The following is a 26,470-nucleotide window of genomic DNA, read 5'->3' as shown; positions in this document are numbered from 1 at the left end:
GAATGGACGATAGTGCGCCTGCCCTTTCGACGGCAAGCAAGACGATCGCCGACCGGAACGTCTGCGCCCTGACGCCGTTGTCTGGCCATTATGGATATACGCGGTTTTCTGTTGTTCTGGTCGGTTTTGACCGCCATCGTCGCGGCGCTCAGCCTTGGGCCGTCTTTCGCCCATGTGCTGGAATCGGTGCCGCGGCTGACCAGATGGCCGCCTTCGCTCTGGCGAGAAACCACTGTCTTTAACGCTCAGTTCCAATTCTTCGCGATTATCGGCGCACCGCTGGACCTGGCGGCAATCGTCTGTCCGGGCCTCCTCGCCTGGATGCTGCGCAGCGATCGTCCGGCATTCTGGTGGGTCTTGGCCGCCACCGTGCTCTACCTGCTAGCGCTTGGGGCGTGGTTTGCGCTGGTCAAACCGGCAAACGATGTCCTGGCCACTTGGGTACCTGGACCGATCCCAGGCAATTTCGAAACCATCCGGAGCCGCTGGGAAACCGGCCATATGGTCGTCACCGGCTTCAAGGCCGTTGGTTTCATAGCGCTCGCAACCGGCCTGCTGTCGATCAGGCGCGGCTGATCCGGCTGCGCACGTCGGCAGCCCTTTTGTTGCGCCGGTCAATGTGCTGTGGCAGAAGCGGCCAAGCCGCCGTCCGGAGATGCGCCTTCTTGAAACCTTTTCGCGACAGACGCCGCGACAGCCGACCGCCCGCAAAAGGCGGGGCGGAGCATGTCCGGCGGCGCGACGCCAGCCCAACCGCCGGTCCGGAGCCTAAACCGCAAGACCGGTCCGAGCCTAAAGCCGCGCCACGCATGCTCTCGCGCCGCGATGGCGCGCTGCCTGCCGAACATTTGCCGCTGATCCTCGAAGTCGGCCCCAATCAGGACTACGCGCTGCTAGACAGTGGCGCCGGAGAAAAACTCGAGCAATACGGCCCCTACCGCATCGTTCGGCCGGAGGGCCAGGCGATCTGGCAAAAGGCTTTGGCGGCCAGGGACTGGGAACGCGTCGACGCCATTTTCACCGGCGATACCGACGAGGAAGGCATCGGCCGCTGGCGCTTCCCCAAGACGCCGCTCGGCGAGACCTGGCCGATGAAGCATGACGGCATCGACTATCTCGGCCGCTTCACTTCGTTTCGCCATGTCGGCGTCTTTCCCGAGCAGGCCTCGCACTGGGACCACATGGCCGGACTGATCGCGGCGGCAAAACGGCCGGTGAAGGTGCTGAACCTGTTCGGTTACACCGGCCTTGCCTCCCTGGTGGCGGCGCATGCCGGCGCCGAGGTCACCCATGTCGATGCTTCCAAGAAGGCGATCGGCTGGGCACGCGAAAACCAGGAGATGGCTGGGCTGTCGCAAAAGCCGATCCGCTGGATCGTCGACGATGCCGTGAAATTCGCCGAACGCGAGGAGCGCCGCGGCAGCCGCTACGACATCATCCTGTTCGACCCGCCCGCCTATGGCCGCGGACCGAAAGGCGAGGTCTGGCAGTTGTTCGAGGACCTGCCGGCGCTGACCGATATCTGCCGCGCGATCCTGACGCCGAAGCCGCTCGCCGTGGTACTGACCGCCTATTCGATCCGCGCCTCTTTTTTCGCGATCCATGCCCTGATGCGCGACACCTTCGCCGGCATGGGCGGCACGGTCGAGTCGGGCGAATTGATCATCCGCGAGAAATCTGCCGGTCGGGCGCTTTCGACCTCGCTGTTCTCGCGCTGGGTGGCCTGAATGAGTGCGTACGAACGGCACGCAGGCGCGCCAGGGCAGGTGAAGGAAGTCACCAGCCTCGCCAACCCGCTGATCAAGGAGATCAAGGCGCTCGCGCTGAAGAAATTCCGTGACCAGCAGAATGCCTTCATGGCCGAAGGCCTGAAGCTGGTCATCGACGCGCTTGATCTCGGCTGGTCGATCAGGACATTGGTCTTCGCCAAGGCCGGACGTGGCAACGCGGCAGTCGAAAAGGTCGCGGCGCGCACGGTCGCCGCCGGCGGCACCGTACTTGAAGTCTCGGAAAAGGTGCTGGTCGCCATCACCCGCCGTGACAATCCGCAAATGGTCGTCGGCGTGTTCTCGCAGAAATTGCTGTCTCTGAAGGACATCCGCGTCCAGGACGGCGACGTCTGGGTAGCACTCGACCGCGTTCGCGACCCCGGCAATCTCGGCACCGTCATCCGCACGGTCGACGCTGTCGGCGCCAGGGGCGTCATCCTGGTCGGCGAGACCACCGATCCCTTTTCGGTCGAAACGGTGCGCGCCACCATGGGCTCGATCTTCGCCGTGCCCGTCGCCAAGGCGCCGCCCGAGGCTTTTCTCGCCTGGCGAAAGAGCTTCCCCGGCCTCGTCGCCGGCACCCATCTGAAGGGTGCGGTCGACTACCGCTCGGTCGATTTTTCAAAAGGCCCGGTGCTTTTGGTGATGGGCAACGAGCAGCAAGGCCTGCCTGACGAGCTTGCCGCAAGCTGCGACAAGCTGCTGCGGATACCGCAGGCCGGCCGCGCCGATTCGCTCAACCTTGCGGTGGCCACCGGCGTCATGCTGTTCGAGATCCGGCGCGACGCGCTGAAGCTCGGCCCGGAGGACGCCAGATCGTGACATCTCAAACCGTGAAACTGCAAACCATGAAGTCCTGGAGGCCGTACGCTCTTCTGGTCATCGCCGCGATAGCGCTCGACCAGTGGCTGAAATACCTGGTCGAAACCGGCCTTGCCTTTCAGGAACGGCTCGACCTGCTGCCGTTCCTGGCGCTGTACCGCACCTACAACACCGGCATCGCGTTCTCGCTGTTTTCGTCCTTCGGCGACACCGGCCTGGTGGTCGTCGCAGTTCTGGTGGTCGCTTTCGTGCTCTATCTTGCGGCCCGCACGCCGCCCGGCCACCTGCTTGCCCGCATCGGCTTCGCACTGATCGTCGGCGGCGCGCTCGGCAACCTGATCGATCGCGCAATCTACGGCCATGTCATCGACTATGTCCTGTTCCATACGCCAGTCTGGTCCTTCGCCGTCTTCAACCTCGCCGACGCCTTCATTTCCGTTGGTGCCGTGCTGGTCGTCTTCGATGAGCTCATTGGTTGGCGGCACGGAATGTCGAGCGATTGACCTCACTCGCCTGGCGCCGCACATTCTGATCTGCAAGCCCGAGGAGAAAACATGCCCGAAACCTTCAAAGCCATCCTCGTTTCGCGCGACGCCGAGAAAAACCAGTCGGTCGCGGTGACCGAGCTTACCGAGGCAGACCTGATGGAGGGCGACGTCACCGTCGCGGTCGAGGCGACGACGGTGAACTACAAGGACGGCCTTGCAATTACCGGCAAGGCGCCGGTAATCCGCCGCTGGCCGCTGGTGCCGGGCATCGATTTCGCCGGCACCGTCATCTCGTCCTCCAATCCTGACTGGCGCAAGGGTGACAAGGTCATATTGAACGGCTGGGGCGTCGGCGAGACGCATTTCGGCGCCTTTGCCGGGCGCGCCCGCGTCAAAGGCGACTGGCTGGTACCGCTGCCGGACGGAATGAGCCCGCACGATGCGATGGCGATCGGCACCGCCGGCTACACCGCCATGCTTTGTGTCATCGCGCTGGAGCGCCACGGCATCGTGCCCGATCGCGGCCCGGTGGTGGTGACCGGCGCTGCCGGTGGCGTCGGCTCGGTCGCGATCTCGATCCTGTCCAGCCTCGGCTATCATGTCATCGCCTCAACCGGCCGCGCTGCCGAAAGCCCCTATCTGATCGACCTCGGCGCCGCGGAAGTGATTTCACGCGACGAGCTTGCCCAGCCGGCAAAACCGCTCGCCAAGGAACGCTGGGCCGGCGGCGTCGATGCCGTCGGCAGCCACACGCTGGCCAACGTTCTGTCGATGACCTCCTATGGCGGCGCCGTCGCCGCGTGCGGCCTCGCCGGCGGCATGGACCTGCCGGCCAGCGTCGCCCCCTTCATCCTGCGCGGTGTCTCGTTGCTCGGCATCGATTCGGTGATGGCGCCCAAGGCGGTCCGCCTCGAGGCCTGGCGCCGCATCGGCACCGATCTCGATCACGCAAAGCTTGCCAGTCTGTCGACGAGCATCGGCTTCGACGGCATCATCGGCGCCGCGCATGACATCTTCGAGGGCAAGATCCGCGGCCGTGTGGTGGTGGACATGTGAGCCTCCGGGGGAAAAAGAGCGCGACAGCTAAAATTCGAACGATCAATCACAACCTTCGATAAGCTCTGTCTGGCAGGAGTTCCGTATGATTGCGGAACCCGGCATCAGAGCGGCGGAACCAGCCGAACGGGCCGACGGGACGGCCCCCGAGGCGCCAGGACGGCAGCTTGTCGCCGCGCCACCGCTGGCGCCGGAATTACCCGACGCCAACCGCGAAGGCCTGTCCTTCCTGACGCTGGTCGCCATCGTCGTGCTGGCGGGCCTGTCGCATTTGACCGGAGCGCCGATCTTCATCACCATCGGCCTTTTGGCGACAGCCATGGCCGGGCTCGCCATGCATCTGCGCAACAGGCGCACCGAGCGCCGCGCAGTGGCCCTGCTCGATGCCACCACCGCCCGCAGCCGCGCCGAAATCGAGACGCTGGCGGACCGCATGTGGGAGATGCAGGAGAGCGAGGAGCGCTTTCGCGGTCTGATCGATGCACTCGGCGATCTCGTCGTCCACCGCGACCGCGACGGCCACATTGTCTACGCCAACAAGGTTTTCGCCGACCTTGTCGAAACCGACCAGCGCGAGTTGGCCGGCAAGACCCTGGCCGAACTAGGCATCGATGTCGGCATCGTCCCCGACGCCGCCTTTTCCGACCATGAATGCCTGAGTTCCACCGACGTCGCCATTCGCACGCCGGACGGTCCACGCTGGTTCTCTTGGATCGAGCTGTCGGTGCGCGACAAGGACAGCGGCGCCGTTTCGCATCGCGCCATCGCCCGCGACATCACCGCCCGCAAGCGCGCCGAATCATCGCTGATCACCGCCCGCGAGCGGGCCGAATATGCGAGCCAGGCCAAATCGCGTTTCCTCGCCACCGTCAGCCACGAGATCCGCACGCCGATGAACGGCATCATGGGCATGGCCCGGCTTCTCGCCGACACCAGCCTTTCACCCGAGCAGCGGACCTATGTCGGCGCCATCTCGACCTCGGCCAGCGCGCTGCTGGCGCTGATCGAGGACCTGCTCGACTACTCCAAGATCGAAGCCGGCCGCTTCGATCCCGAACCGCAGCCGATGTCGGTGCGTGAGATCGCCGACAATGTCGTCGAGCTTTTGGCGGCGCGGGCTTTTGCCAAGGATATCGGCCTCGGCTGTCATGTCGATCCCGACGTGCCGCAGCTGATCACCGCCGACCCCGGCAGGGTCAGGCAGGTGCTGCTCAACCTCATCGGCAACGCCGTCAAGTTCACCGACAGCGGCGGCGTCCTGGCAAGCATCGCCCGCGTCCGCACCGAAACCACCGACCGCATCCGCTTCACCATCACCGACACCGGCCCCGGTCTGCGCGAGGAGGACATGGAGCGCATCTTCGAGGACTTTGAACAGGCTGACGGCACCTCGACCCGTGCGCATGGCGGTGCCGGCCTCGGTCTTGCCATTTCCAAGCGCCTGGTGACCGCCATGGGCGGCACCATCTCTGTGTCGAGCCGGCTTGGCCAGGGATCCGAATTCGTCTTCGAGATTCCCGCTATTTCCGCCGTCGAGGCGCCGCAGATCCGCCAGAACCCGCTGTCGGGCCGGCATGCGGTGATCGTGTCGAAGAACCTGGTCGAGGCCGAAGCCATCGCCCGCACCATTCGCGCCAATGGCGGCACGGTCGATCTGGCCACCGCCGCCGCCCAGGCCACCGCTTTCGCCGAGGGCTGTGACGTGCTGCTGATCGATGCTGCCATGGAGCAAAGCGACGGCAGGCTGCTCAGGCGCCTGCGCCAGAGCGGATTTGCCGAGTGCGAGGCAGTGACGCTGATCGCGCCGGCCGACCGCGGTATGCTTGGCGAGTTCCGTGCCAATGGTTACGCCACCTTCCTGGCGAGGCCGGTGCGCGGCGAGACACTGCTGCGCGTGCTTTTGACCAGCCACGCGCCGGTTATCGCCGAGCCGCAACTGCAAAGGCGCGGCGCGCAGGCCGGGCATGCCATTGGCGCCCGCCAGCAGGGCCTGTCGGTGCTGATCGCCGAGGACAACGACATCAATGCCATGCTGGCCCGCGCCACGCTGCTGAAGGCCGGGCATCGCGTGAAAGTGGTCGGCAACGGCAAGGCCGCGGTCGAGGCGGTCATCAGCACCGGCCACAAGCACCGCTACGACGTGGTGCTGATGGACTTGCACATGCCTGTCATGGACGGCCTGGACGCCATCGCCGCCATCCGCCGCCATGAGGAGGAGACCGCGATGCCGCCGGTGCCGATCATGGTGCTGTCGGCCGACAGCCAGGAAAAGACTCGCCATGCCGTGCTCGCTCACGGTGCCAGCGGCTTCGTGACCAAGCCGCTCGACCCCGATGCCCTGGTTCATGCGGTCGAGGGGCAAGTGGCCGCCTGAGGCACAACATAGACGGTTGATAGATTACCCAGCCGACGAAGTATTGCCCGCAGGGCCGTATCACGGTACTGTCACAATCCTGTTGCACCTACACCGTATCCCCGTGCCAAGAGGGATGGCTCGAAGGAGAATCACTCGTGCATACAGTCATGCCGGAATGTGATGCTCGGCCGAACGCCAGCGGGCCTTTGCTCGTCGGCCGGAACGCCGATGCCGTCATAAAAGGCGCATCGCTCGGCCGCATCGGCAATCTCGAAGTGCGGCTCGCCCGCAACGAGGCCGAGATCGCTGCCGCGCAGGAAGTGCGCTACCGGGTGTTCTACGACGAGCTTGGTGCCAGGAAGGACCTGTTCCAGATGCAGGACCGCCGCGATGCCGATCGCTTCGATCCCCTCTGCGATCATCTGCTTGTGTTCGATACTTCGCTTTCCGGCCCCGAGCATCGCCGCATCGTCGGCACCTACCGCCTGCTGCGGCAGGAGATTGCCGCGGCGGCCGGCGGCTTCTATTCCGAAGGCGAATTCGAGCTGACCAAGCTGATCGCGCGGCATCCCGGCCAGCGTTTCCTCGAGCTCGGCCGCTCCTGTGTTCTGCCGGAATACCGCTCGAAGCGCACAATCGAGGCGCTGTGGCAAGGCATCTGGGCCTATATCAACCATTACGGCATCGGCGTGATGACCGGCTGCGCGTCGTTCCACGGCACCGTGCCGGCGGCACATGCCGAGGCGCTGACCTATCTTGCCCACCACTGCCGGACGAATTCATCCTGGGACGTGCGAGCCGTCGCCGGGCGCTATTGTTCCATGGACCTGATGCCGATCGAGGCCGTCAACACCAAGGCGGCGATCGCCGCGATGCCGCCGCTGGTCAAGGGCTATCTGCGCGTCGGCGCGCGCATCGGCGACGGCTGCGTCATCGACCGTGAATTCTCGACCGTCGACGTGTTCGTGGTGATGCCGGTCAAGGAGATCGGTGCCCGCTACGTCAATTATTATGGCGGAGAAGCGCAGCGGTTTGCGGCCTGAGTAGGGGAGAGAAGGCAACGGCCGGAGTAGGCAAGTGCTCTGCTCTATTTTACCCGACGTAGCGGCATTCCCTCCTCCCGTACTGCCTATTCCCCTACTCTCCTAACTTACGCATCCTTCTCAGCTTGCTCATTCACCGGCCCCGGCTCCACCGGCGCTTCGCTCGCCACATGCTTGGGGCCGCCCTTGGCGACGCCGACCATGGCCGGCCGCAGCACACGCTCGCCGATCGAATAGCCGGGCTGCACGACCTGCACGACCGTGTTGGCCGGTACGTCGGGATTGGGCACCTCGAACATCGCCTGGTGGAAATTCGGATCGAATTTCTCGCCCTCCGGCTCAAGCTTCTTCACGCCGTGACGTTCCAGCGCCGACAGCATGGCGCGCTCGGTGATCTCGACGCCGTCGATCAGCGCCTTGAAACCGGCATCGCCCGAAGCCTTGGCCTCCTCCGGGATGGCATCCAGAGCACGGCGCAGATTGTCTGACACCGAAAGCATGTCGCGGGCAAAGTTGGCAACCGCATAGGCACGCGCATCGTGGACGTCGCGGGCGGTGCGGCGGCGCAAATTCTCCATGTCGGCCGCGACGCGCAGCGCGCGATCCTTCAGCTCTTCGTTTTCCTTCAGAAGCCGCACAAGCGCTTCATAGTCGCCGTCGGCGCCGCTTTCCCTTGGCTCCGCGGCAGCCTCGGTCTTCTCGGCTTCATCGGGCGCGCGTTCGTCTTTTGCCTGGTCGCTCATCGCCGTTTCCCGTCATTTTCGATGGTGTGGATTTGCGCCCGATATCGAGGTTTGGCGGCCAAAAATCAAGGGGCAAGCGCTACTGCAGCCGCTGCCGCGGCTGGAAGGCGAACAGCGGAGACTTTTCGATTTTAATTCAAACTTTACCGTATCCGACGGCTTTGCTTGCCAGGCTACTACAATGCGGGAACCATTTCTCTCCTGGAGGAGTTTCGAAGCCGACACAGGATTTTGGAAGATGTCCCGCACCAATGGCGAAAAGCACGACGCGCTCGCCGTCGATATCCGGCGCCAGCTCGGCAATGAGACCACCAAGCGCTTCCTGCGCACCCTGCCGGCATTCCGCACGGAGACGGATATTCCCGACCGCCTGAAGAAATTGCTCGACCGCCTGGATGGCATCGAAACCAACATGGTCGCAGGCGGGCGCCGTCGATAGGCGCCGTTGCCGGCGACGCGCCCGGCGACTGTGGCCGGAATTCGTCGCATCGCGCGACATTTACCCGCAGTAACTTTGCGTGATCTTCGTCTTGCGGCAGCGCCCTGCTCCGCCTATGTTTCATGATGAACATGATTTCCCCCGAAGCTGTGGCAAACAGCAAGCGCGCCTGGTTGAAAATCCTGTCGCGCTATAAAAAGCCCGACAGGCGTCGCAGCGCCGTCGAACTCGCCATCACCCTCATTCCCTTCGCCACGCTGTGGGCACTGTCTTCGGCCGCCTATGCCTATGGCCATTGGTGGGGTCTGGTCCTCATCCTTCCGGCAGCCGGCTTTCTGGTGCGGATCTTCATGATCCAGCACGATTGTGGCCACGGTTCCTTTTTTGCCAATCGCTATGCCGACGACTGGATCGGCCGTGTGCTTGGCGTGCTGACGCTGACGCCCTACGATTGCTGGCGCCGCGCCCACGCAACCCATCACGCCAGCGCAGGCAATCTCGACGAGCGCGGCACCGGCGACATCAAGACACTGACCGTCGCTGAATATCGGCAACTGTCGTGGCGGGGCCGGCTCGCCTATCGCCTCTATCGCCATCCGCTGGTGATGTTCGGCCTTGGCCCGATATGGATTTTCATGTTCGAGCAGAGACTGCCCTTGGGCATGATGCGGGGCGGTTTCACCCCCTGGGTGTCGTCGATGTCGACCAACCTCGCCATTGCGGTCATCGCCGCGCTGCTCATCTGGTTCGTTGGCCCCGGCGGGTTTCTGGTCGTGCATCTGCCGATCGTCATCCTCGCCGGATCGGCCGGCATCTGGCTGTTCTATGTCCAGCATCAGTTCGAGGAGACGGAGTGGACAAAGGACTCCGAGTGGGAATTCCAGCACGCTGCCCTGCACGGTTCGTCCTATTACGACCTGCCGCCGGTGCTGAACTGGATCACCGGCAATATCGGCGTCCACCACGTGCACCACCTTTCGGCCAAGGTGCCGTGCTACCGGCTTCCGGAAGTGCTGAGGGACTATCCGGAATTGCGTGAGATCGGCCGCGTCACGCTCCTCGACAGCCTGCGCTGCGTCAAGCTGGCGCTGTGGGACGAGACCCGCAGCAAGCTGGTATCGTTCCGCGAAGCGCGGATGGCCGTGTAGGCGCACCGCCGCACCTAAGGCGCGTCGCGCTCGACCAGCCTCATGCGACGCGCTCTAGGTTCTTGTTTATGCATGCCGTTATCACAAAACCGCTGAACACACTTTTGCGCGACATGCGTTAGGGGTGCGGCAGGCTCCAAATTCCGAGCTTAAGCCGCCTGGCGTTGGTCGCGCATCAGGATCTCGCCCTGGCGGATCTCGGTGCCCAGCACTTTCAGGCATTCGCGCATGAACGCGGCAAGGCCCGGCCAGCCCTTGGCCGACACCAGATTGCCGTCGACATGGGCGCCGGTCGGCGCAACATCGATATAGATGCCGCCGGCCAGCGTGACTTCCGGCTCGCAATATTGCAGTGCCGCGACTTCGCGGCCGCGCACCACGCCGTCGACTGCGATCAGGATCTGCACGCCGTGGCAGATGGTGAAGATCGGCTTTCCCGTCTCATGGAAATGCCGCACCAGCGCCTGCACGCGTTTGTCGATGCGGATATATTCCGGCCCGCGCCCGCCCGCCGCGTAGACGGCATCGTAGTCGGAGGGATTGACCTCGGAAAACGTCTTGTTGAGGATGTAGTCGTGGCCGAGCTTTTCCGTATAGGTCTGGTGGCCCTCGAAGTCGTGCAGCGAGGTCTTCAGGATATCGCCGGCCTTTTTGTCGGGGCAAACGACATGGACGGTATGGCCGACCGCATGCATGGCCTGTTCAAAGACGAAAATCTCGTACTCCTCGCTGAACTCGCCAACGAGCATCAATATCTTCTTGCCAGCCATACCCGGTTCCTCCCTTGTGGCCACATTTATTCTGATCGCGAAATAATGGGCCTATCCTAAGGCGGATAGGCGCAAAATAAAAGGCTGGAATCAGGATGTGGTCCGACCAGATAGGCTTCTGGCCCTCTGGAGGGGATCAGCCGGGGCGCACCCGCCGCCAGGAATATTTCGGGCCTTTGGGCTCCGGCTTCACCGCCGGCTGATAGAACAGCGGCAGTCCGCCTGTGCGGCCTTGCTCGAGCCGCTTCAGCAGCACCGGGTGCGAGATCTCGAATTCGTCGAAGCCGAGGCGCAGCATATGCGGCAGCTGGTCGATAAGCACCTGCCCGGTGGCGCGCATGGCGCCGGTGAAGTGGTAACGGCTGCGCAGCAATTCGCCCTTGGAGAAGGAGCGGCCGTCATTGAACGCCGGAAAGGCCAGCGCCACCAACGACAGCTGGTCGAGCAGGCCGGCGATCTTGTCGAGCTGGTCGCCGGGCTGCAGCAGCACGCCGATGCGTTCCTTCGCCGACCGCCGCACCTCCGGATCAAAGCCGAGAAACGCCTGCAACGGCAGGATGAAACGGCCATTGCCGCCCAGCGCCTCGGCGCTTTCGGCATGAACCCACTCGTCCTCTCGGAACCCATCCGGTGTCCACAGCCGCATGGCGTTTTCGGCTATCAAGTCGCTCATCAAGAAAATTCCCAAGTCCAAAGATTCTAAAGTGCAAAACACCTCAGGGTGCGTTGAGATTCAGGTCAGGCCGAGCCGGAGCCGAAGGCGGACGCGAAGCGACCAAAATGGTGGCTTCCAGGAACCGAAGCGGAGCGTACTCTTGGGTACGTGAGCACCGGAAGCGCAGGAATCCGCCGTTTGCAGGCCGGCTGAATATCAATCTACCCTAAAGTGAGGCGTCAGTCAGCGACCTTTCCAACCCCGACAAGTGGATGCCGCATTCGGTCTTGGCGTGCCCGGCCCAGCGGCCGCTGCGCGCGTCGTCGCCCGGTTGCACCGGCTGCGTGCATGGGAAGCAGCCGATCGACAGATAGCCATAGGCGACCAGCGGGTTTTCACGCAGCGCATGTGCGCGCATGTAGCCGGCCTGGTCCGATGTCGTCCAGTGCGCCAGCGGATTTATGCGGATGCGCGAGCCGACCGCCTCGAACACCGGGAGCGCTGCCCGGGTCGCCGCCTGGAAGCGCTTGCGGCCGGTGAACCAGGCGCGGAACGGCTCGACGCCGCGCGCCAGCGGCTCGACCTTGCGCACCTCGCAGCAGGCGTCGGTGTCGGTCTCGTTCAGATTGCCGGTCGGATCGATCCTTGCCAGCGCCGCATCGTCGGGCCTGATCACCCGGATATCGGTCAGCCCGAAATCGGCGGCCAGCGCGTCACGATAGCCGAGCGTCTCCTCGAAATGCTTGCCGGTGTCGAGAAAGATCACCGGCAGCGTGCGGTCGATCTCGGCGATCATGTGCAGCAGCACCGCCGAATCCGCGCCGAAGGACGAGACGGCGGCGATTTCGCCGTGAAAGAATTCCCGGGTTGACCGCTCGATGATCTCCAGCGGCTTCAGATGGCCGTAGAGCGCGTCGAGACCCGCCGCTTGGGCGGCGATGCCGGCCTCGACGTCGACAATACGGTCAAGCGGCCTTGGCTTCGCCAGCATAGAGCGCCTCCTTGAACGGCGCAGGACCGACACGGCGGTAGGCGTCGATGAATCTTTCGTTTCTGTCCAGCCGAAGCCCGAGATAGGTCTCGACGATCTGCTCGATGGCATCGGTGATCTCTTCCGAACTGAAGCCGCGGCCGATGATCTCGCCGACCGAGGTGTTCTCGTCGGCCGAGCCGCCGAGCGTTACCTGGTAGAGCTCGGCGCCTTTCTTCTCGACCCCGAGGATGCCGATATGGCCGACATGGTGATGGCCGCAGGCATTGATGCAGCCGGAAATCTTCAGCTTCAATTCGCCGATCTCGCGCTGGCGCTCCAGTGAGGCGAAGCGCCGCGAGATTTCCTGCGCCACGGGAATCGAGCGCGCCGTCGCCAGCGCGCAATAATCGAGGCCGGGGCAGGAGATGATGTCGCTGATCAGGTTCGAATTGGCCGTCGCCAGCCCGATATCGACAAGCGCGTCATAGACCGCTTTGAGGTCGGCCCGCGCGACATGCGGCAGGATCAGGTTCTGCTCGTGGCTGACGCGCAGCTCGTCGAATGAATATTTTTCGGCAATGTCGGCGACCGCTTCCATCTGGCTGTCGGTGGCATCGCCCGGCGTCTCGCCGATGCCCTTGAGCGAGATGGTCACCGCCGCGTAGTCGGGATGGCGATGGGTGACCACATTCTGGTCCAGCCATTCGGAAAAGCTCCTGGAGTCGAGGCGGGCAAGCTTGACCGACTCGTCGCCTTCCGGCCGGTCGACAAGCGGAGGCGGCGCGAAATAGGCATCGATGGCGCGGATGTCTTCTTCCGGCAGCCTCAGCTCGGCGTCCTTCAACTCCTGCCATTCGGCCTCGACCTGGCGGGTGATCTCCTCGACGCCGGTCTCATGGACCAGGATCTTGATGCGCGCCTTGAACTTGTTGTCGCGACGGCCGTAGAGGTTATAAACGCGCAGGATCGCCGTGCAGTAGGACAACAGATCCGCTTCGGGCAGGAAATCGCGGATCTTCTTGGCCACCATCGGCGTGCGGCCCTGGCCGCCGCCGACATAGACGGCGAAACCAAGCTCACCGGCGGCGTTCTTCTTCAGGTGCAGGCCGATGTCATGCGTCTGGATGGCGGCGCGGTCGCGCTCGGCGCCGGTCACCGCGATCTTGAATTTTCGCGGCAGGAACGAGAATTCCGGATGCACCGAGGACCATTGCCGCAGGATTTCGGCATAGGGACGCGGATCGGCAACCTCGTCGGCGGCGGCGCCGGCGAAGTGGTCGGCGGTGACGTTGCGAATGCAGTTGCCGCTGGTCTGGATGGCGTGCATCTCGACGCTTGCCAGATCGGCCAGGATCGCCGGGATGTCCGACAGCGCCGGCCAGTTGAACTGGATGTTCTGGCGCGTCGTGAAATGCCCATAGCCCTTGTCGTATTTGCGGGCGATGTGGCCGAGCATGCGCAGCTGCTTGCTGTTCAGCGTGCCGTAGGGCACCGCGATGCGCAGCATATAGGCATGCAGCTGCAGATAGACGCCGTTCATCAGCCGCAGCGGCCGGAACTGGTCCTCGGTGATCTCGCCGGCAAGGCGCCGCGCGACCTGGTCGCTGAACTCGGCGACGCGGGCCTTGACGAAATCGTGGTCGAACTCATCGTAACGGTACATATTCAGGTCTTTCCGGGCGCGTCCGCCCGTTATTTTCTTCGTTCGAGCATGATCGGGATCATGCTTGTGTCATCTATGCCGCGCGTGCGGCTTGCAGACGGGCCTGCTTGCCCAGATCGTTGCGGGTGGTCGGGCCGGCGGCACGGATCTTTTCGCGCAACCGGACCGCTTCGACCGTGCCGTTGGCCACGGTCACGTCTATCAGGTTGACGTCGACCACTTCGTTGGCGGCGGAGGCCTTGGCGCCGATCGCCTCCAGCCGGTCCTCGGCCGCCTTGTCATGGGCGATGTCGGCATGGTCGATGGTCTCGGCCCAGCCGCCATTGGCGTACCAGACGGCTATGCCGTCGGCGAGGCGGTTCGCGGTCAGGACTTTCATTGGCTCACTCCATGCGCGGCAGACCGGAGCACGCTTTCCTGCCTGTGTGCCGCCAGCGGCTCGGACCGTTCGAAATTGGCGCCGGCGACCGCGTCGCCGATGATGGTCATCACCGGGCCGCTAAGGTCGGCGCGCGCCTCCAACGACGGCAGGTCGGCGAGTGTGCCGTGGAAACGGCGGCGGTTGGCAAGGCTGGCATTCTCGACCACGGCGACGGCCGTATCCGGCGACAGGCCGGCTTCGATCAGCCGGCCGGCGACCTCGGCGGCGACCGAGCGGCCCATATAGACGGCGACCGTCGCGCCGGAAATGGCGAGCTTTGCCCAGTCGGGCAGCGAATTGCCCTTGAGGTCATGGCCGGTGGTGAACACCATCGACGACGACACGCCGCGCAGCGTCAGCGGCAGTTCGAAATCGGCGGCGGCGGCAAAGGCTGCGGTGACGCCCGGAACCACTTCGTAGGCGACGCCGGCATCGCGTAGCGCCGCCATCTCCTCGCCGGCCCGGCCGAACACCAGCGGGTCGCCGGACTTCAGCCGCACGACGCGCTTGCCGGCGTGGCCAAGCTCGACCAGCAGCGCATTGATCTCGGCCTGGCTCTTGGAATGGCAGCCCTTGCGCTTGCCGACCGGCAGGCGCTCCGCATCGCGGCGGCCCATGGCGACGATCGCCTCCGGCACCAGCGCGTCATGGACGATCACGTCGGCTTCCATCAGCAGGCGATGGGCGCGCAGCGTCAAAAGGTCCTCGGCGCCTGGACCGGCGCCTACAAGCGCGATATGGCCCGATGCCGGTTCCTTCGAAAGCAGCAGGCCGACGGCCGCATCATGCGCCTGCGAAAGCTCGCCGGCCTCGACAGCGCGGGCTGGCGCGCCGCCAAAGAAATCGCTCCAGAAGCGGCGGCGGGCATTGCCCTTCGGCAGCAGTCTTTCGGCGGTATCGCGAAACGAGGCGGCGAGCGCTGCGAGCGGACCGAGCGACGGCGACAGCATGCGGTCGATGCGGCTGCGCAGCATCTGCGCCAGCACCGGGCCGGCACCTTCCGTGCCGATGGCAATGGCGACCGGCGCGCGGTTGACCAGTGCCGGCGTGAAGAAATCGCATAGCTCCGGCCGGTCGACGGCATTGACCGGAATGCCCAGCCGGCGCGCATCCCCGGCAACGCGGCGATCGAGCGCCTCGTCACCGCTGGCGGCAAACACCATCACCGCACCGTTGAGATGTGCTGCATCATAGGCGCTGGCAATGTGGGCGGCCCCCGTCTCGGCGATAAAGGCCAGCAGCTCCGGGCTTGTTTCATCGCTGACGATGCGCAGCACAGCGCTCGACTGCGCGAGCAGCCGCGCCTTGGCCAGCGCTTCCTCTGCGCCGCCGACGATGGCTATGGCTTCGCCCTCGACCCGCATGAAGACGGGAAAGGCATTGAGCTTGGGCGTGGCTTGCGGCATGACGAGCGGAATCCTGGAACCGTTTGTCAGTTCTACGCGGGGGCGCGAAAAACCAGAAGGCACCCACTCGCGCATCGCTTCGTAGCAGGCAATCTCTTTTCTGCAAGCATGAAGGCCAAGAGAAAAATATTCCACATTCAAAGGCGGAGCAGATTGAAGCTGCTGTTGCAGCCCTTGATCCGCTGCCTTTTTAGCGGCCGGAGGAGCTAACCACAAACCAGATTTTTCTAAATTCTATCAATTTAGTAGATTAAGCCGCCGGATGCTGACCGAGCGATCGACGGCAGCCCCGCACTCTCGCCGACCCCTGTCGGAGCACCGGGTCCGAGTGCCGGAACATTCCCGCCTTGGTACGCGTTTGCCCTATGGACCCGGGCCGGTCACAGCCCTGCAGCAAAGGCCCGGCGATGGGTTCGAAAATCAAAAAGGAGCGCCCCCATGAGCAACGTCAGACTGAAACGCGGACTATGGATCGTGGTGGCAGATGGCGAAAAGGCGCTGTTCCTCGAGAACCGTGGAGACGTCCAATATCCCGATCTTCAAGTCGTGCACGAGATGGAGCAGGAAAATCCGGCAACCCGAGAACAAGGCACGGACCGCCCCGGCCGCTACAGCGACGGCCCTTCCGTCCACCGCAGTGCGGTCGAGGACACCGACTGGCACCGTCTCGGCAAGGAGCGTTTTGCCGAAGAGATTGCCGACAGGCTCTACAAGCTCGCGCATCGCGGCACATTCAAGGAGATCGTGCTGATCGCGCCGCCGCCGGTGCTGGGCGACATGCGCAGGAAACTGCACAAGGAGGTCACCGACAAGTTAACGGCGGAAATTCCAAAGACGCTGACCAACCACAGCATACCCGATATCGAGAGCCTGCTGCAGGCGAGCTGATCGGGCATCGGCGGCGTGCAATTTCCTTATTAATCGCCAGGCTGGAGCAGGTCCTCCCGTGAAGGATGGGGAGAGGGGGTCGCCAGCGCTGGGGTTCCCCCTTCTCCCCGTTCTTCACGGGGAGAAGGTCCCGGCAGGGGATGAGGGGCAGCGCCGACGATTGATAAAACTCAGCCGCTCAAACGTGCTGGCCGCCGTTGATGTGAATTTCCGAGCCGGTCACGTAGGACGCCTGCTGCGAGCACAGGAAGAAGATGATATCGGCAACTTCCGCCGTGGTGCCCAGCCGCCTCAGCGGGATCGTCTCGACGATTTTTTCTGTGCCCGGCGACAGGATCGCCGTATCGATCTCGCCCGGCGCAATCGCATTGACGCGGATGCCGTGCGGGCCGAAATCATGCGCCATCTCGCGCGTCAGCGAGCCGAGTGCCGCCTTCGACGTCGCGTAGGCGGTGCCGGCGAAAGGATGCACGCGGGTGCCGGCGATCGAGGTGACGTTGACGATCGAGCCCTTGGCCGATGCCAGTTCCTTGAACAATCCTCGCGCCAGCATGATCGGGGCGAAGAAATTCACCTGGAAGACGTCGCGCCAGACATGCATCGGCGTGTCGATCGAGTTCATGCGGCTGTTGCCGTCCTTGAGCTTTGGCGAGATGCCGGCATTGTTGACCAGCGCGTGCAGCTGCCCGCCATGCGCCTCCAGCCGGTGGCGGATCTCGGAGATGGCGATGCCGACATCCTCCTGGTCGGCGAGGTCGACCTTGATATGGTCTTCCGGGCCGGCCGGCCACGGGCAGTCCTCGGCAAAGGCCTGGCGCGAGCAGGTGATGACGCGCCAGCCTTCGCGTGAAAAGCGCTTGACCGTGGCATGGCCGATGCCGCGGCTGGCGCCGGTCAGCACGATCGTCTTTCTGGTGTCGGTTTCGGCCATGTCGCGTCTCCAGGCGGACATGTAGCGGAACACGGTCGCGGTTGCGAGGGGGATCAGCCTCAGCCGCCTGTCAGAATATCCAATATCGAGGTCTGCCGCTTCTTGACCGGGCCGCCGACTTCGCCGGGCGGCACCGGGTGCTTGATCGATGCGGTGGCGCTGTCGACGCCCGGCATGGCCAGGCCGCCGGCATCGACCGTCTCGGCAGGACGCACGGGACGCGAGGGCGGCTGGGTAGCTGCTGTTGGCGGTGCCGATTGGCCGACGGAAGCGACCGGCGCCGGCGGCGCCGTGTCGGACGGTATGTCGTCCTGGACGATGGTGTCGGGCGGCGTCGATTTCCAGGTTCCAGGCAGCGGCCGCACCGGCACGCCCTCATGCGCGGCGACCATGAACTCGTGCCAGGCCTGCGCCGGCAGCGCGCCGCCGGTGACCTTCTTCATCGCGCTGCCGTCATCGTTGCCGAACCAGACGCCGGTGGTCAAATTGGCTGTATAGCCGATGAACCAGGCGTCGCGCGAATTCTGGCTGGTGCCGGTCTTGCCGGCCGCCGGCCAGGCGAACGCCGCCTTCCTGGCAGTGCCGATCTCGACCGTGCCGGTCATCATCGAGTTCATCATACCCACGACATCGGGCTTGACGACGCGCGGCGCACCGCCGCCATTGTTTTCGTAGAGCACCTTGCCGTCACTCGTCGTGACCCGGCGGATGAAATGGATGTCCGGCTTGTAACCGCCATTGGCGAAGGGAACATAGGCCGAGGTCAGTTCCAGCGGCGTCACTTCCGAGGTGCCCAGCGCGATCGAGGTGTTGGCGGTCAGCTCGGACTGGATGCCCATGCGGTGCGCCGCCTCGACCACCGCATTCGGCCCGACTTCCATGGTTAGCTGCGCGGCCACCGAGTTCAGTGATTTTGCCAGCGCCGTCGCCAACGTCACCTTGCCGAAATATTTGCCGCCGTAATTGTCGGGCGTCCAGTTGCCGATCTTGATCGGCGCGTCGTTGCGCACGCTGTCGGGCGTGCGGCCGGATTCCAGCGCCGCCATATAGACGAACGGCTTGAACGCCGAGCCCGGCTGCCGGCGCGCTTCCGAGGCGCGGTCGAACTGGCTGGTCGAATAGTCGTAACCGCCGACCATCGCGCGCACCGCGCCGGAATTGTCGATCGACACCAGCGCGCCCTGGCTGACATTGAGTTTTTTGCCGCTCTGGTCGATCAGCCGGCGGATCGATTGCTCGGCGAGCTTCTGCAGCGTCAGATCGACGGTCGTGTCGACGACGATATCGCGGCGCACGTCGCCGATCAGGTCGGGCAGTTCTTCCATGATCGTATCGGCGACGTAGTTTTCCGAGCCGGTCCAGTACGACGGCGCGCGTGTCGCCGGCGCGCTCATTGCCGTGGTCTGCTCCTTGGCGCTGATCTTGCCCTCGTCGCGCATCGCAGCGAGCACCAGCTGCGCGCGCTGCTCGGCCGCCTTCGGGTCGCGCGCCGGCGACAACCGCGACGGCGCCTTGAGCAGGCCGGCGAGAAGTGCCGCCTCCGACAGCGTGACCTCACGCGCGCTCTTGCCGAAATAGCGGCGCGAGGCCGCTTCGACACCATAGGCGCCGGAGCCGAAATAGACCCGGTTGAGGTACATTTCGAGGATCTGGTCCTTCGTATGCTTGTGCTCCAGCCACAGCGCCAAGAGCACTTCCTGCACCTTGCGTTCCAGCGTGCGGTCCGGCGTCAGGAACAGGTTCTTGGCCAGCTGCTGGGTCAGCGTCGAGCCGCCCTGCGAAAAATGCCCGCCCAGCACATTGGTCACCATGGCCCGGGAAAGGCCGATCGGGTCGATGCCGAAATGCGAATAGAAGCGGCGGTCTTCGATGGCAATGACGGCCTCGGGAATATAGGGCGACATTTCGTGCAGGCCGACGGCCTCGCCGCCGCTCATGCCGCGATTGCCAAGCAGCTGGCCGTCGACCGAGACGATCTTGATGTTGGGGGCGCGATCGGGAATGGCCCAGGTGGTGGCCGCCGGCATTTTCGCGCCGTAATAGACGACGATGCCGGCAGTGGCGATGCCGCCCCAGATGGCCAGCACGAAGCACCAGTAGAACAGCCGGCCAAGCACGCCGAACACGCCGCGCCGGCTTTTGCCGCGCCCGCCACGAGACGGCTTGGCCTTGGTCGATTTGCGCTTTGCAGCGGCTTTACGGTTGCTCGGCACGACGCGGTCCTCCTCGCTCACCGAAAAACCGGCCGAGGATCTCGCCCCCGGCGATGCCTCGAAGCTGGGCTCGATGCGGCTGTCTTTCCGGTTCGCCATGCGCTGTGCTGTCTTCCCGATGCTTATGGCGTTCGGGTTGAAGACTAGATGCGGCGATTTAAGGGCGGGTTAAGTCGGGAAAAATCGAGGTAAAGTGTATTCAACCGTTTGCGGAGCAGGCGCGGCCCGCGACAGCGCCAAAGCCGGAAATGAAAAACCCGCCTCGGCGGGCGGGTTGTTGGAGCCAATGAGCACCATAGCGAGATTAGTAGCATAGCTGCCGGCACAAAGCAAGAACAAAATACGCGTTGCCGCACAATAATCGCTCGGTTGGCGCTGCCCCTCACCCTTACCCTCTCCTCGTGAAGGACGGTGCGAGGGGAGATCGCCGGCGTTGCGGCCAAGCCCCTTCTCGCCGTTCTCACGGGGAGAAGGTCCCGGCAGGGATTGAGGGGCAGCGCCGAGTTCGACCGTCGCGACAACCCTCAGTCGTCCGCGTCTGGGTCGTCGGAGGCCGGCCGCCAGCTGATTGGCTCGATCTTCCTTTGCGTATGGCCGTCCGTATAGGCCCACCAGCCGGCATCGCTTTCGTCCCAGTCGCCGCCGGCCGCCTTCAGCCGGTCGAGCGAACGGTATTGCGCGATGCTCTCGTTCATCACGCCGTCGCTGTCCTGCCAGTAGACGGTGACCTTGGAACCGTCCTTGGGTGCCGTCTCGATTGGTTTTCGCGCAGCCATCTCAATTCCTCCCGGCCGACGGCGTTAAAGTGCCAGAAGGCCATTAGCTGTGGGCGAAGATGTCCTCTTCATCCCAGCCCATCAGGTCGAGTTTCGCACGCGTCGGCAGGAAGCGGAAGCAGGCATCGGCCTCCCTGGTCCGGTTGTCGCGCGCCAGACGCGCGCTCAGCACGTCGCGCAGCCGGTGCAGGTAGAGCACGTCGGAGGCGGCATATTCGAGCTGCTCAGGCGACAGCGTCTCGGCTGCCCAGTCGGATGATTGCTGCGCCTTCGACAGGCCGACCCCGAGAAGCTCGAAGCAGATGTCCTTCAACCCGTGCCGGTCGGTGTAGGTGCGCGTCAGCCGCGACGCGATCTTGGTGCAGAACACCGGCTCCGGCATGACGCCGAAGGCGTTGTAGAGCACGGCGAGATCGAAGCGGCCGTAATGAAAAAGCTTGGTGATGCTGCGGTTCTTGAGCAGGCTGACGAGGTTCGGCGCCTTCTTCTGGCCGGGCGCAATTTGGATGACGTCGGCCGAGCCGTCGCCCGGCGAGATCTGCACGACGCAGAGCCGGTCGCGATGCGGGTTCAGCCCTAGCGTCTCGGTGTCGATGGCGACCGCCCCGACATCGTAATGCAGCAGGCCGGGCAGATCGTTTTTGTGGAAACGTATGTCGCTCATCGTCTTCTCCGGTCGCGGCCCCGTGCAGCGATGCGCGACGGACCGTGCCCGTCCTTGCCGCGATCCGGCGAAAAATCAACAAAAACTTGAGTCTGGCGCAATTTCAGCGTGTCAGCGCCTCGAGAATGCGCGCCCAGGAGCGCTGGCCCTTGTGGAAGGAGCTCATCTCGTACTTCTCGTTCGGCGAGTGGATGCGGTCGTCGTCGAGGCCGAAACCGACCAGCAGCGATTCCATGCCGAGATAGGTCTGGAAATCGCCGACCACCGGGATCGAGCCGCCGCCGCCGGTCACCACCGCCGGCTTCGGCCATTCGTCGGACAGCGCCTGCTTGGCCTTGGCCAGGAAGGGCGAGTCGTAGGAAAGCTGGATTGCCGGCGAGCCGCCATGCGGATGAAATTCGACCGAGCAGTCCGCTGGCACGCGCTGCCTGGCAAATGCCTGGAAGGCGGCGCGGATTTTTTCCGGATCCTGTTTGTGGACCAGGCGGAAGGAGACTTTTGCCGAGGCTTGCGCGGCGATCACCGTCTTGAAGCCCTTGCCGGTATAGCCGCCGATAATGCCGTTGAACTCGGCCGTCGGTCGCGCCCAGGTGAGCTCGAGCACCGAGCGGCCCTTTTCGCCGGACGGAATCGACAGGCCAATCGGGCCGAGGAAGGTCTCGGCCGTCTCGCCGAGCGACAGCCACGACTGCAATATCTGCGACGGCGTTTCCTCGACGCCGTCATAAAAACCTGGAATGGTGATGTGACCATCGGCATCGTGGATGTCGGCCAGGATCTTTGCCAGGATGCGGATCGGATTGGCGGCCGCACCGCCATAGAGCCCGGAATGCAGGTCGCGGTCGGCGGCAGTCACCGTGATCTCCTCGCCGACCAGCCCGCGCAGCGAGACGCAGATCGACGGCGTATCGCGGTCCCACATGCCGGTGTCGCAGACCAGCGCGAAATCGGCCTTGAGCTCATCCGCATTCGCCTCGAGAAACGGCTTCAGCGACGGCGATCCGGACTCCTCTTCGCCCTCGAACAGGATGGTGATTCGGCACGGCAATCCGCCATGCACCTGCTTCCACGCGCGGCAGGCCTCGACGAAGGTCATCAGCTGGCCCTTGTCGTCGGCCGCGCCGCGGCCGGTGATCACCTTGTGGCCGGGCCCGATCTCCTTGACCGCCGGCGCGAACGGGTCGCTTTCCCACAGCTCGATCGGATCGACCGGCTGGACGTCGTAATGGCCGTAAAACAGCAGATGCGGCGCGCCCGCCGGCCCATCGTGATGCGCGACCACCATCGGATGTCCCGGCGTGTCGCGCAAGCTGGCGTCGAAGCCGATCAGCTTGAGCTCGGCGACCAGCCATTCGGCGGCCTTGCGGCAGTCGGCGGCGTAGTCCGGATCGGTGGAGATCGACTTGATGGCGAGCAGGCCGAACAGGCGTTCCAGGCTCTGGTCAAAGTTCTTGTCTAGGCGGTCGAGAACAGGGGAAACTGCGGACATCTGGCGGGCCTTTCGATTCTGGCGGCAAATCTAGAGCCCATGCGGCGAAACGGAAAGCCCGCGACCGTTGGGCCACAGCTTCCTGTCCAACGGCAAAAAAATGCCGCCGTGGTGGAGGGGAACCACGGCGGCCTTTACTCGAAACGATGCGGCAGCCCGGAGAGGGGGGATAGGCTGCCGCAAGTGTCCGGGATAGGCGGGGGACGAGCCTTGCTCCGGACTTCGGCGAAAACTGCCGATGCGTTTTATCTGTGTCTGCGAACGTGGCGATTCAAGGGCACAAAAATTACACTTTTGTAACATAGGCGTGAGCGAACAAAGCTGCGGCCAAGCCGGCAGGGCCGGCCAAGTTCGCACGCCATTTGTCAGGGTGTTGCCGGAACCCTTGGCGCAAGCCGCCTTTGGCATGGACCGCGGCGCTGCGCCGCGCTATCCCTCGTGCCATGAAAAAAGGCGATCATCTCTTCCTTGTCGACGGCTCCGGCTACATCTTCCGTGCCTATCACGCGCTGCCGCCGCTGTCCCGCAAGTCCGACGGGCTGCCGACCAGTGCCGTGCTCGGCTTCTGCAACATGGTCTGGAAGCTGACGCAGGACGCCCGCAACACCGATGTCGGCATCGTGCCGACGCATTTCGCCGTGATTTTCGACTATTCGTCGAAGACCTTCCGCAACGACCTCTACCCCGAATACAAGGCCAACCGCTCGGCGCCGCCGGAAGATTTGATCCCGCAATTCGGCCTGATCCGCCAGGCGACCAGGGCCTTCAACCTGCCATGCCTTGAGACGGAAGGCTACGAGGCCGACGATTTGATCGCCACCTATTGCCGGCTTGCCTGCGAAGCCGGCGCCGACACCACCATCATCTCCTCCGACAAGGACCTGATGCAGCTGGTCGGCCCGACGGTTGCCATGTACGACCCGATGAAGGACCGCCAGATCGGCGTTTCCGAGGTGATCGAGAAATGGGGCGTGCCGCCGGAGAAGATGATCGACCTGCAGGCGCTGACCGGCGATTCGGTCGACAATGTGCCGGGCGTGCCCGGCATCGGGCCGAAAACGGCGGCGCAATTGCTCGAACAGTTCGGCGACCTCGACACGCTGCTCGCCCGCGCCGGCGAGATCAAGCAGGACAAGCGGCGCGAATCGATCATCGCCAATGCCGACAAGGCGCGCATTTCGCGTGACCTGGTGAGGCTGAAGAACGACGTGCCGGTGACCGAAGGGCTTGACGAGTTCGTGTTGCATGCGCCGGACGGCCCCAGGCTGATCGGCTTTCTCAAGACCATGGAATTCTCGACGCTGACCCGCCGCGTGGCCGAAGCGACCGGAACCGACGCGGGTGACGTTCCAGCCACCCCCGTCACCATAGAGCGTGCCGATACCGCGCACGGCCCCGATATGGGTTTTGGCCTGCCCGCGGCCGCCGAGAGCGCACCGCCGCCGGACGAAGCGGCGCTCGAAGCCCAGGCTGCAGCCAAGCAAGGCGACACCCCATCCCTGCTTTCGGCGCTTCGCCTGGAGGCTGCCACCACCCGCAAGATCGACACCAGCGCCTACGCCTGCATCCGCGACGCCGCGACGCTGAAGGTCTGGATCGCCGAGGCGATGGAGAGAGGCATCGTCGCCTTCGACGTTAAGGCCTCCTCGCCCGATCCGATGCGGGCCGAACTGATCGGCCTTGCCATGGCCGTCGCGCCTGGCCATGCCGCCTATGTGCCGCTTGCCCATAAAAACGGCAATGGCGACCTGCTCGGCGGCGGCGCGGTCGAAAACCAGATCCCGGTCCGCGATGCGCTGGCGTTGCTCAAGCCGCTGCTCGAGGACAAATCCGTCCTCAAGATCGTGCACGACATGAAATACCGCCTACTCGTGATGAGCCGTCACGGCATCGAGATAGGCCCCTATGACGACATCATGCTGATCTCCTACGTGCTCGAGGCCGGCACCCACGGTGGCCACGGCCTGGAGGCGCTGGCCGATAAATGGCTCGGCCACGCGACCATTCCGCTGAAGGAATTGGCCGGTTCGGGAAGAAGCTTCGTCGGCCTCGATCAGGCCGACCTCGGCAAGGCGACGGCTTACGGCGCCGAGCACGCCGACGTCGCGCTCAGACTCTGGCAGGTGCTGAAGCCACGGCTTGCCGCCAAGGGCCTGGTTTCGGTCTATGAACGGCTGGAACGGCCGCTGGTGCCGGTCTTGGCGCGGATGGAACAGCGCGGCATTTCGGTCGACCGGCAGATCCTGTCGCGGCTCTCCGGCGAACTGGCACAGGGTGCCGCACGGCTCGAGGACGAAATCTACCAGTTGGTCGGCGAACGCATCAACATCGGCTCGCCAAAACAGCTCGGCGACATCCTGTTCGGCAGGATGGGCCTGCCCGGCGGTTCCAAAACCAAGACCGGCCAGTGGTCGACCTCGGCGCAGCTTCTCGAAGACCTCGCCGCCGAAGGCCATGAATTGCCGCGTAAGATCGTCGACTGGCGCCAGCTGACCAAGCTGAAATCGACCTATACCGACGCGCTGCCCGGCTTCATCCATCCCGACACCAAGCGCGTCCACACCTCCTACGCGCTTGCCGCAACGACGACCGGGCGGCTGTCGTCCTCGGATCCCAATCTGCAGAACATTCCGGTGCGCACCGTCGAAGGCCGAAAGATCAGGACGGCCTTCATTGCCGACAAGGGCAACAAGCTGGTTTCCGCCGACTACAGCCAGATCGAGCTGCGCGTGCTCGCCCACGTCGCCGAAATCCCGCAGCTCAAGCAGGCCTTCGCCGACGGCGCCGACATCCACGCCATCACCGCGTCTGAAATGTTCAACGTGCCGGTCGAAGGCATGCCTTCGGAAGTGCGCCGCCGTGCCAAGGCGATCAATTTCGGCATCATCTACGGCATTTCCGCTTTTGGCCTCGCCAACCAGCTGTCGATCGCGCGCGAGGAAGCCGGCGACTACATCAAGAAATATTTCGACCGTTTCCCCGGCATCCGCGACTATATCGATGCGACCAAGGCCTATGCCCGCGAGCACGGCTATGTCGAAACCATTTTCGGCCGCCGCATCCACTATCCGGAAATCAGATCGTCAAATCCTTCGGTCCGTGCCTTCAACGAGCGCGCCTCGATCAACGCCCGCCTGCAGGGCACCGCGGCCGACATCATCCGCCGCGCCATGATCCGCATGGACGATGCCCTGGAAAAAGCCAGGCTTTCCGCCCGCATGCTGCTGCAGGTGCATGACGAGCTGGTCTTCGAGACCGTCGAAGCCGAGGTCGAGGCGACGATCCCGGTCGTCTGCCACGTCATGGAGAACGCCGCCATGCCGGCGGTGTCGATGTCGGTGCCGCTGCACGTCGACGCCCGCGCCGCCAACAACTGGGAAGAGGCGCATTAAGGCGAGCCACAGAGCCATATTCGGTTCAAGGTTCACGAGAAGCAGCGGTATGCAATAATGCCCGCATGATCACCAAGGCACTTGAGAATCTGGTAAGGCATGCGGAGGCTTGGCCTCGCGAAGACCAAGAGGAGCTTGCTGATTACGCCCGCGTCATCGAGGCGCGGCGGACCGGCGTGTATGCGACGTCGGAATCAGAGCGCAGCGCGGTCACAGCGGGGCTAGCAGAGGCCGATCACGGCATTTTCGTAGATGAGGATACTGTTCGCGCGGCCGACACCCGCCGCAGGCTATGAAAGTCCGATCTACGCGGCAAGCTTTTGCCGAACGCGAGGCGATTTTCAACTACCCGTAAGAGCGGGCGC

At 64.1% G+C, this 26,470-nt stretch carries 24 protein-coding genes; 12 read left to right on the top strand and 12 right to left on the bottom strand.

Features of this window, described 5'->3' with window-relative positions; genetic code table 11:
- Positions 1-90 precede the first annotated feature (90 nt).
- From NKJ35_RS22185 to olsB, 7 genes are all read left to right on the top strand, one after another.
- Positions 91-576: an anthrone oxygenase family protein gene (locus tag NKJ35_RS22185; protein WP_352649554.1), complete on the top strand. Its 486-nt coding sequence runs from the start codon at positions 91-93 to the stop codon at positions 574-576.
- Between the two features lie 89 nt (positions 577-665).
- Positions 666-1,727 carry an RsmD family RNA methyltransferase gene (locus NKJ35_RS22180; protein WP_352649553.1) on the top strand — a complete coding sequence of 354 codons (1,062 nt, stop codon included), beginning with the start codon at positions 666-668 and terminating at the stop codon, positions 1,725-1,727.
- Positions 1,728-2,591 carry a TrmH family RNA methyltransferase gene (locus NKJ35_RS22175; RefSeq protein ID WP_352649552.1) on the top strand — a complete coding sequence of 288 codons (864 nt, stop codon included), beginning with the start codon at positions 1,728-1,730 and terminating at the stop codon, positions 2,589-2,591. It begins immediately after the preceding gene.
- 26 nt (positions 2,592-2,617) lie between these two features.
- On the top strand, positions 2,618-3,094 hold the full coding sequence (lspA, locus tag NKJ35_RS22170) for a signal peptidase II (RefSeq protein ID WP_352649585.1): 477 nt from the start codon (positions 2,618-2,620) through the stop codon (positions 3,092-3,094).
- A gap of 51 nt (positions 3,095-3,145) precedes the next feature.
- A complete protein-coding gene (gene acuI / locus NKJ35_RS22165) occupies positions 3,146-4,135 on the top strand; it encodes an acrylyl-CoA reductase (NADPH) (protein ID WP_352649551.1) in 990 nt (329 codons plus the stop codon).
- 85 nt (positions 4,136-4,220) lie between these two features.
- Positions 4,221-6,509: a hybrid sensor histidine kinase/response regulator gene (locus NKJ35_RS22160; RefSeq protein ID WP_352649550.1), complete on the top strand. Its 2,289-nt coding sequence runs from the start codon at positions 4,221-4,223 to the stop codon at positions 6,507-6,509.
- A gap of 149 nt (positions 6,510-6,658) precedes the next feature.
- Positions 6,659-7,534: a l-ornithine N(alpha)-acyltransferase gene (olsB, locus tag NKJ35_RS22155; protein WP_023675251.1), complete on the top strand. Its 876-nt coding sequence runs from the start codon at positions 6,659-6,661 to the stop codon at positions 7,532-7,534.
- Positions 7,535-7,641: 107 nt separating this feature from the next.
- Here the strand turns inward: olsB and grpE are convergent, their stop codons facing one another.
- The gene (grpE, locus tag NKJ35_RS22150) at positions 7,642-8,277 is read right to left on the bottom strand and encodes a nucleotide exchange factor GrpE (protein WP_352649549.1); all 636 of its coding nucleotides are present in this window, start codon (positions 8,275-8,277) and stop codon (positions 7,642-7,644) included.
- Positions 8,278-8,515: 238 nt separating this feature from the next.
- On the opposite strand from grpE, the gene NKJ35_RS22145 reads away from it, so the two are divergent.
- On the top strand, positions 8,516-8,716 hold the full coding sequence (locus NKJ35_RS22145) for a hypothetical protein (protein ID WP_254816803.1): 201 nt from the start codon (positions 8,516-8,518) through the stop codon (positions 8,714-8,716).
- A 125-nt stretch (positions 8,717-8,841) separates the two neighbouring features.
- Entirely contained in the window at positions 8,842-9,864 is a 1,023-nt protein-coding gene (locus tag NKJ35_RS22140; protein ID WP_352649548.1) for a fatty acid desaturase, read from the top strand.
- Positions 9,865-10,013: 149 nt separating this feature from the next.
- Here NKJ35_RS22140 and NKJ35_RS22135 read toward each other — a convergent pair whose 3' ends face one another.
- The 6 genes from NKJ35_RS22135 to cysG form a co-directional block, all read right to left on the bottom strand.
- Complete coding sequence (locus NKJ35_RS22135; protein ID WP_352476396.1) at positions 10,014-10,634, bottom strand: DJ-1/PfpI family protein; 621 nt, start codon at positions 10,632-10,634, stop codon at positions 10,014-10,016.
- Between the two features lie 136 nt (positions 10,635-10,770).
- Complete coding sequence (locus NKJ35_RS22130) at positions 10,771-11,307, bottom strand: DUF934 domain-containing protein (RefSeq protein WP_352476395.1); 537 nt, start codon at positions 11,305-11,307, stop codon at positions 10,771-10,773.
- Between the two features lie 208 nt (positions 11,308-11,515).
- Positions 11,516-12,280 carry a phosphoadenylyl-sulfate reductase gene (locus NKJ35_RS22125; RefSeq protein WP_352649547.1) on the bottom strand — a complete coding sequence of 255 codons (765 nt, stop codon included), beginning with the start codon at positions 12,278-12,280 and terminating at the stop codon, positions 11,516-11,518.
- Positions 12,255-13,925 (bottom strand): nitrite/sulfite reductase, encoded by a 1,671-nt coding sequence (locus tag NKJ35_RS22120; protein ID WP_352649546.1) that lies wholly within the window; start codon positions 13,923-13,925, stop codon positions 12,255-12,257. Before NKJ35_RS22120 ends, NKJ35_RS22125 begins: the two co-directional genes overlap by 26 nt.
- Before the next feature lie 73 nt (positions 13,926-13,998).
- The gene (locus NKJ35_RS22115) at positions 13,999-14,304 is read right to left on the bottom strand and encodes a DUF2849 domain-containing protein (RefSeq protein WP_352649545.1); all 306 of its coding nucleotides are present in this window, start codon (positions 14,302-14,304) and stop codon (positions 13,999-14,001) included.
- The gene (gene cysG, locus NKJ35_RS22110) at positions 14,301-15,752 is read right to left on the bottom strand and encodes a siroheme synthase CysG (RefSeq protein WP_352476391.1); all 1,452 of its coding nucleotides are present in this window, start codon (positions 15,750-15,752) and stop codon (positions 14,301-14,303) included. The genes NKJ35_RS22115 and cysG overlap by 4 nt, the downstream gene beginning before the upstream one ends.
- 438 nt (positions 15,753-16,190) lie before the next feature.
- On the opposite strand from cysG, the gene NKJ35_RS22105 reads away from it, so the two are divergent.
- On the top strand, positions 16,191-16,640 hold the full coding sequence (locus NKJ35_RS22105; RefSeq protein WP_352649543.1) for a baeRF12 domain-containing protein: 450 nt from the start codon (positions 16,191-16,193) through the stop codon (positions 16,638-16,640).
- Positions 16,641-16,818: 178 nt separating this feature from the next.
- On the opposite strand, the gene NKJ35_RS22100 is transcribed toward NKJ35_RS22105, so the two are convergent.
- The 5 genes from NKJ35_RS22100 to NKJ35_RS22080 all read right to left on the bottom strand — a co-directional run bounded on the left by NKJ35_RS22100 (position 16,819) and on the right by NKJ35_RS22080 (position 22,713).
- Complete coding sequence (locus NKJ35_RS22100; protein ID WP_023675240.1) at positions 16,819-17,571, bottom strand: SDR family NAD(P)-dependent oxidoreductase; 753 nt, start codon at positions 17,569-17,571, stop codon at positions 16,819-16,821.
- Positions 17,572-17,630: 59 nt separating this feature from the next.
- Positions 17,631-19,883: a transglycosylase domain-containing protein gene (locus NKJ35_RS22095; protein WP_352649542.1), complete on the bottom strand. Its 2,253-nt coding sequence runs from the start codon at positions 19,881-19,883 to the stop codon at positions 17,631-17,633.
- A gap of 425 nt (positions 19,884-20,308) precedes the next feature.
- Positions 20,309-20,560, bottom strand: a complete 252-nt coding sequence (locus tag NKJ35_RS22090; RefSeq protein WP_352448348.1) for a hypothetical protein — start codon at positions 20,558-20,560, stop codon at positions 20,309-20,311.
- A gap of 43 nt (positions 20,561-20,603) precedes the next feature.
- The gene (locus NKJ35_RS22085) at positions 20,604-21,224 is read right to left on the bottom strand and encodes a ribonuclease D (protein WP_023675237.1); all 621 of its coding nucleotides are present in this window, start codon (positions 21,222-21,224) and stop codon (positions 20,604-20,606) included.
- 103 nt (positions 21,225-21,327) lie between these two features.
- Positions 21,328-22,713: a M20/M25/M40 family metallo-hydrolase gene (locus NKJ35_RS22080; RefSeq protein WP_352649541.1), complete on the bottom strand. Its 1,386-nt coding sequence runs from the start codon at positions 22,711-22,713 to the stop codon at positions 21,328-21,330.
- Positions 22,714-23,156: 443 nt separating this feature from the next.
- Here NKJ35_RS22080 and polA point away from each other — a divergent pair, with 443 nt between their 5' ends.
- Both polA and NKJ35_RS22070 read left to right on the top strand, forming a co-directional pair.
- Positions 23,157-26,105 carry a DNA polymerase I gene (gene polA / locus NKJ35_RS22075; protein WP_352649540.1) on the top strand — a complete coding sequence of 983 codons (2,949 nt, stop codon included), beginning with the start codon at positions 23,157-23,159 and terminating at the stop codon, positions 26,103-26,105.
- A gap of 65 nt (positions 26,106-26,170) precedes the next feature.
- Complete coding sequence (locus NKJ35_RS22070) at positions 26,171-26,401, top strand: hypothetical protein (RefSeq protein ID WP_352649539.1); 231 nt, start codon at positions 26,171-26,173, stop codon at positions 26,399-26,401.
- Positions 26,402-26,470: the final 69 nt, after the last annotated feature.

Source organism: Mesorhizobium sp. M0136, assembly GCF_040322515.1.
GTDB lineage: Bacteria > Pseudomonadota > Alphaproteobacteria > Rhizobiales > Rhizobiaceae > Mesorhizobium.
Note: the sequence above shows the minus strand (reverse complement) of the source record. Positions and strands in the feature narration are given on the sequence as shown.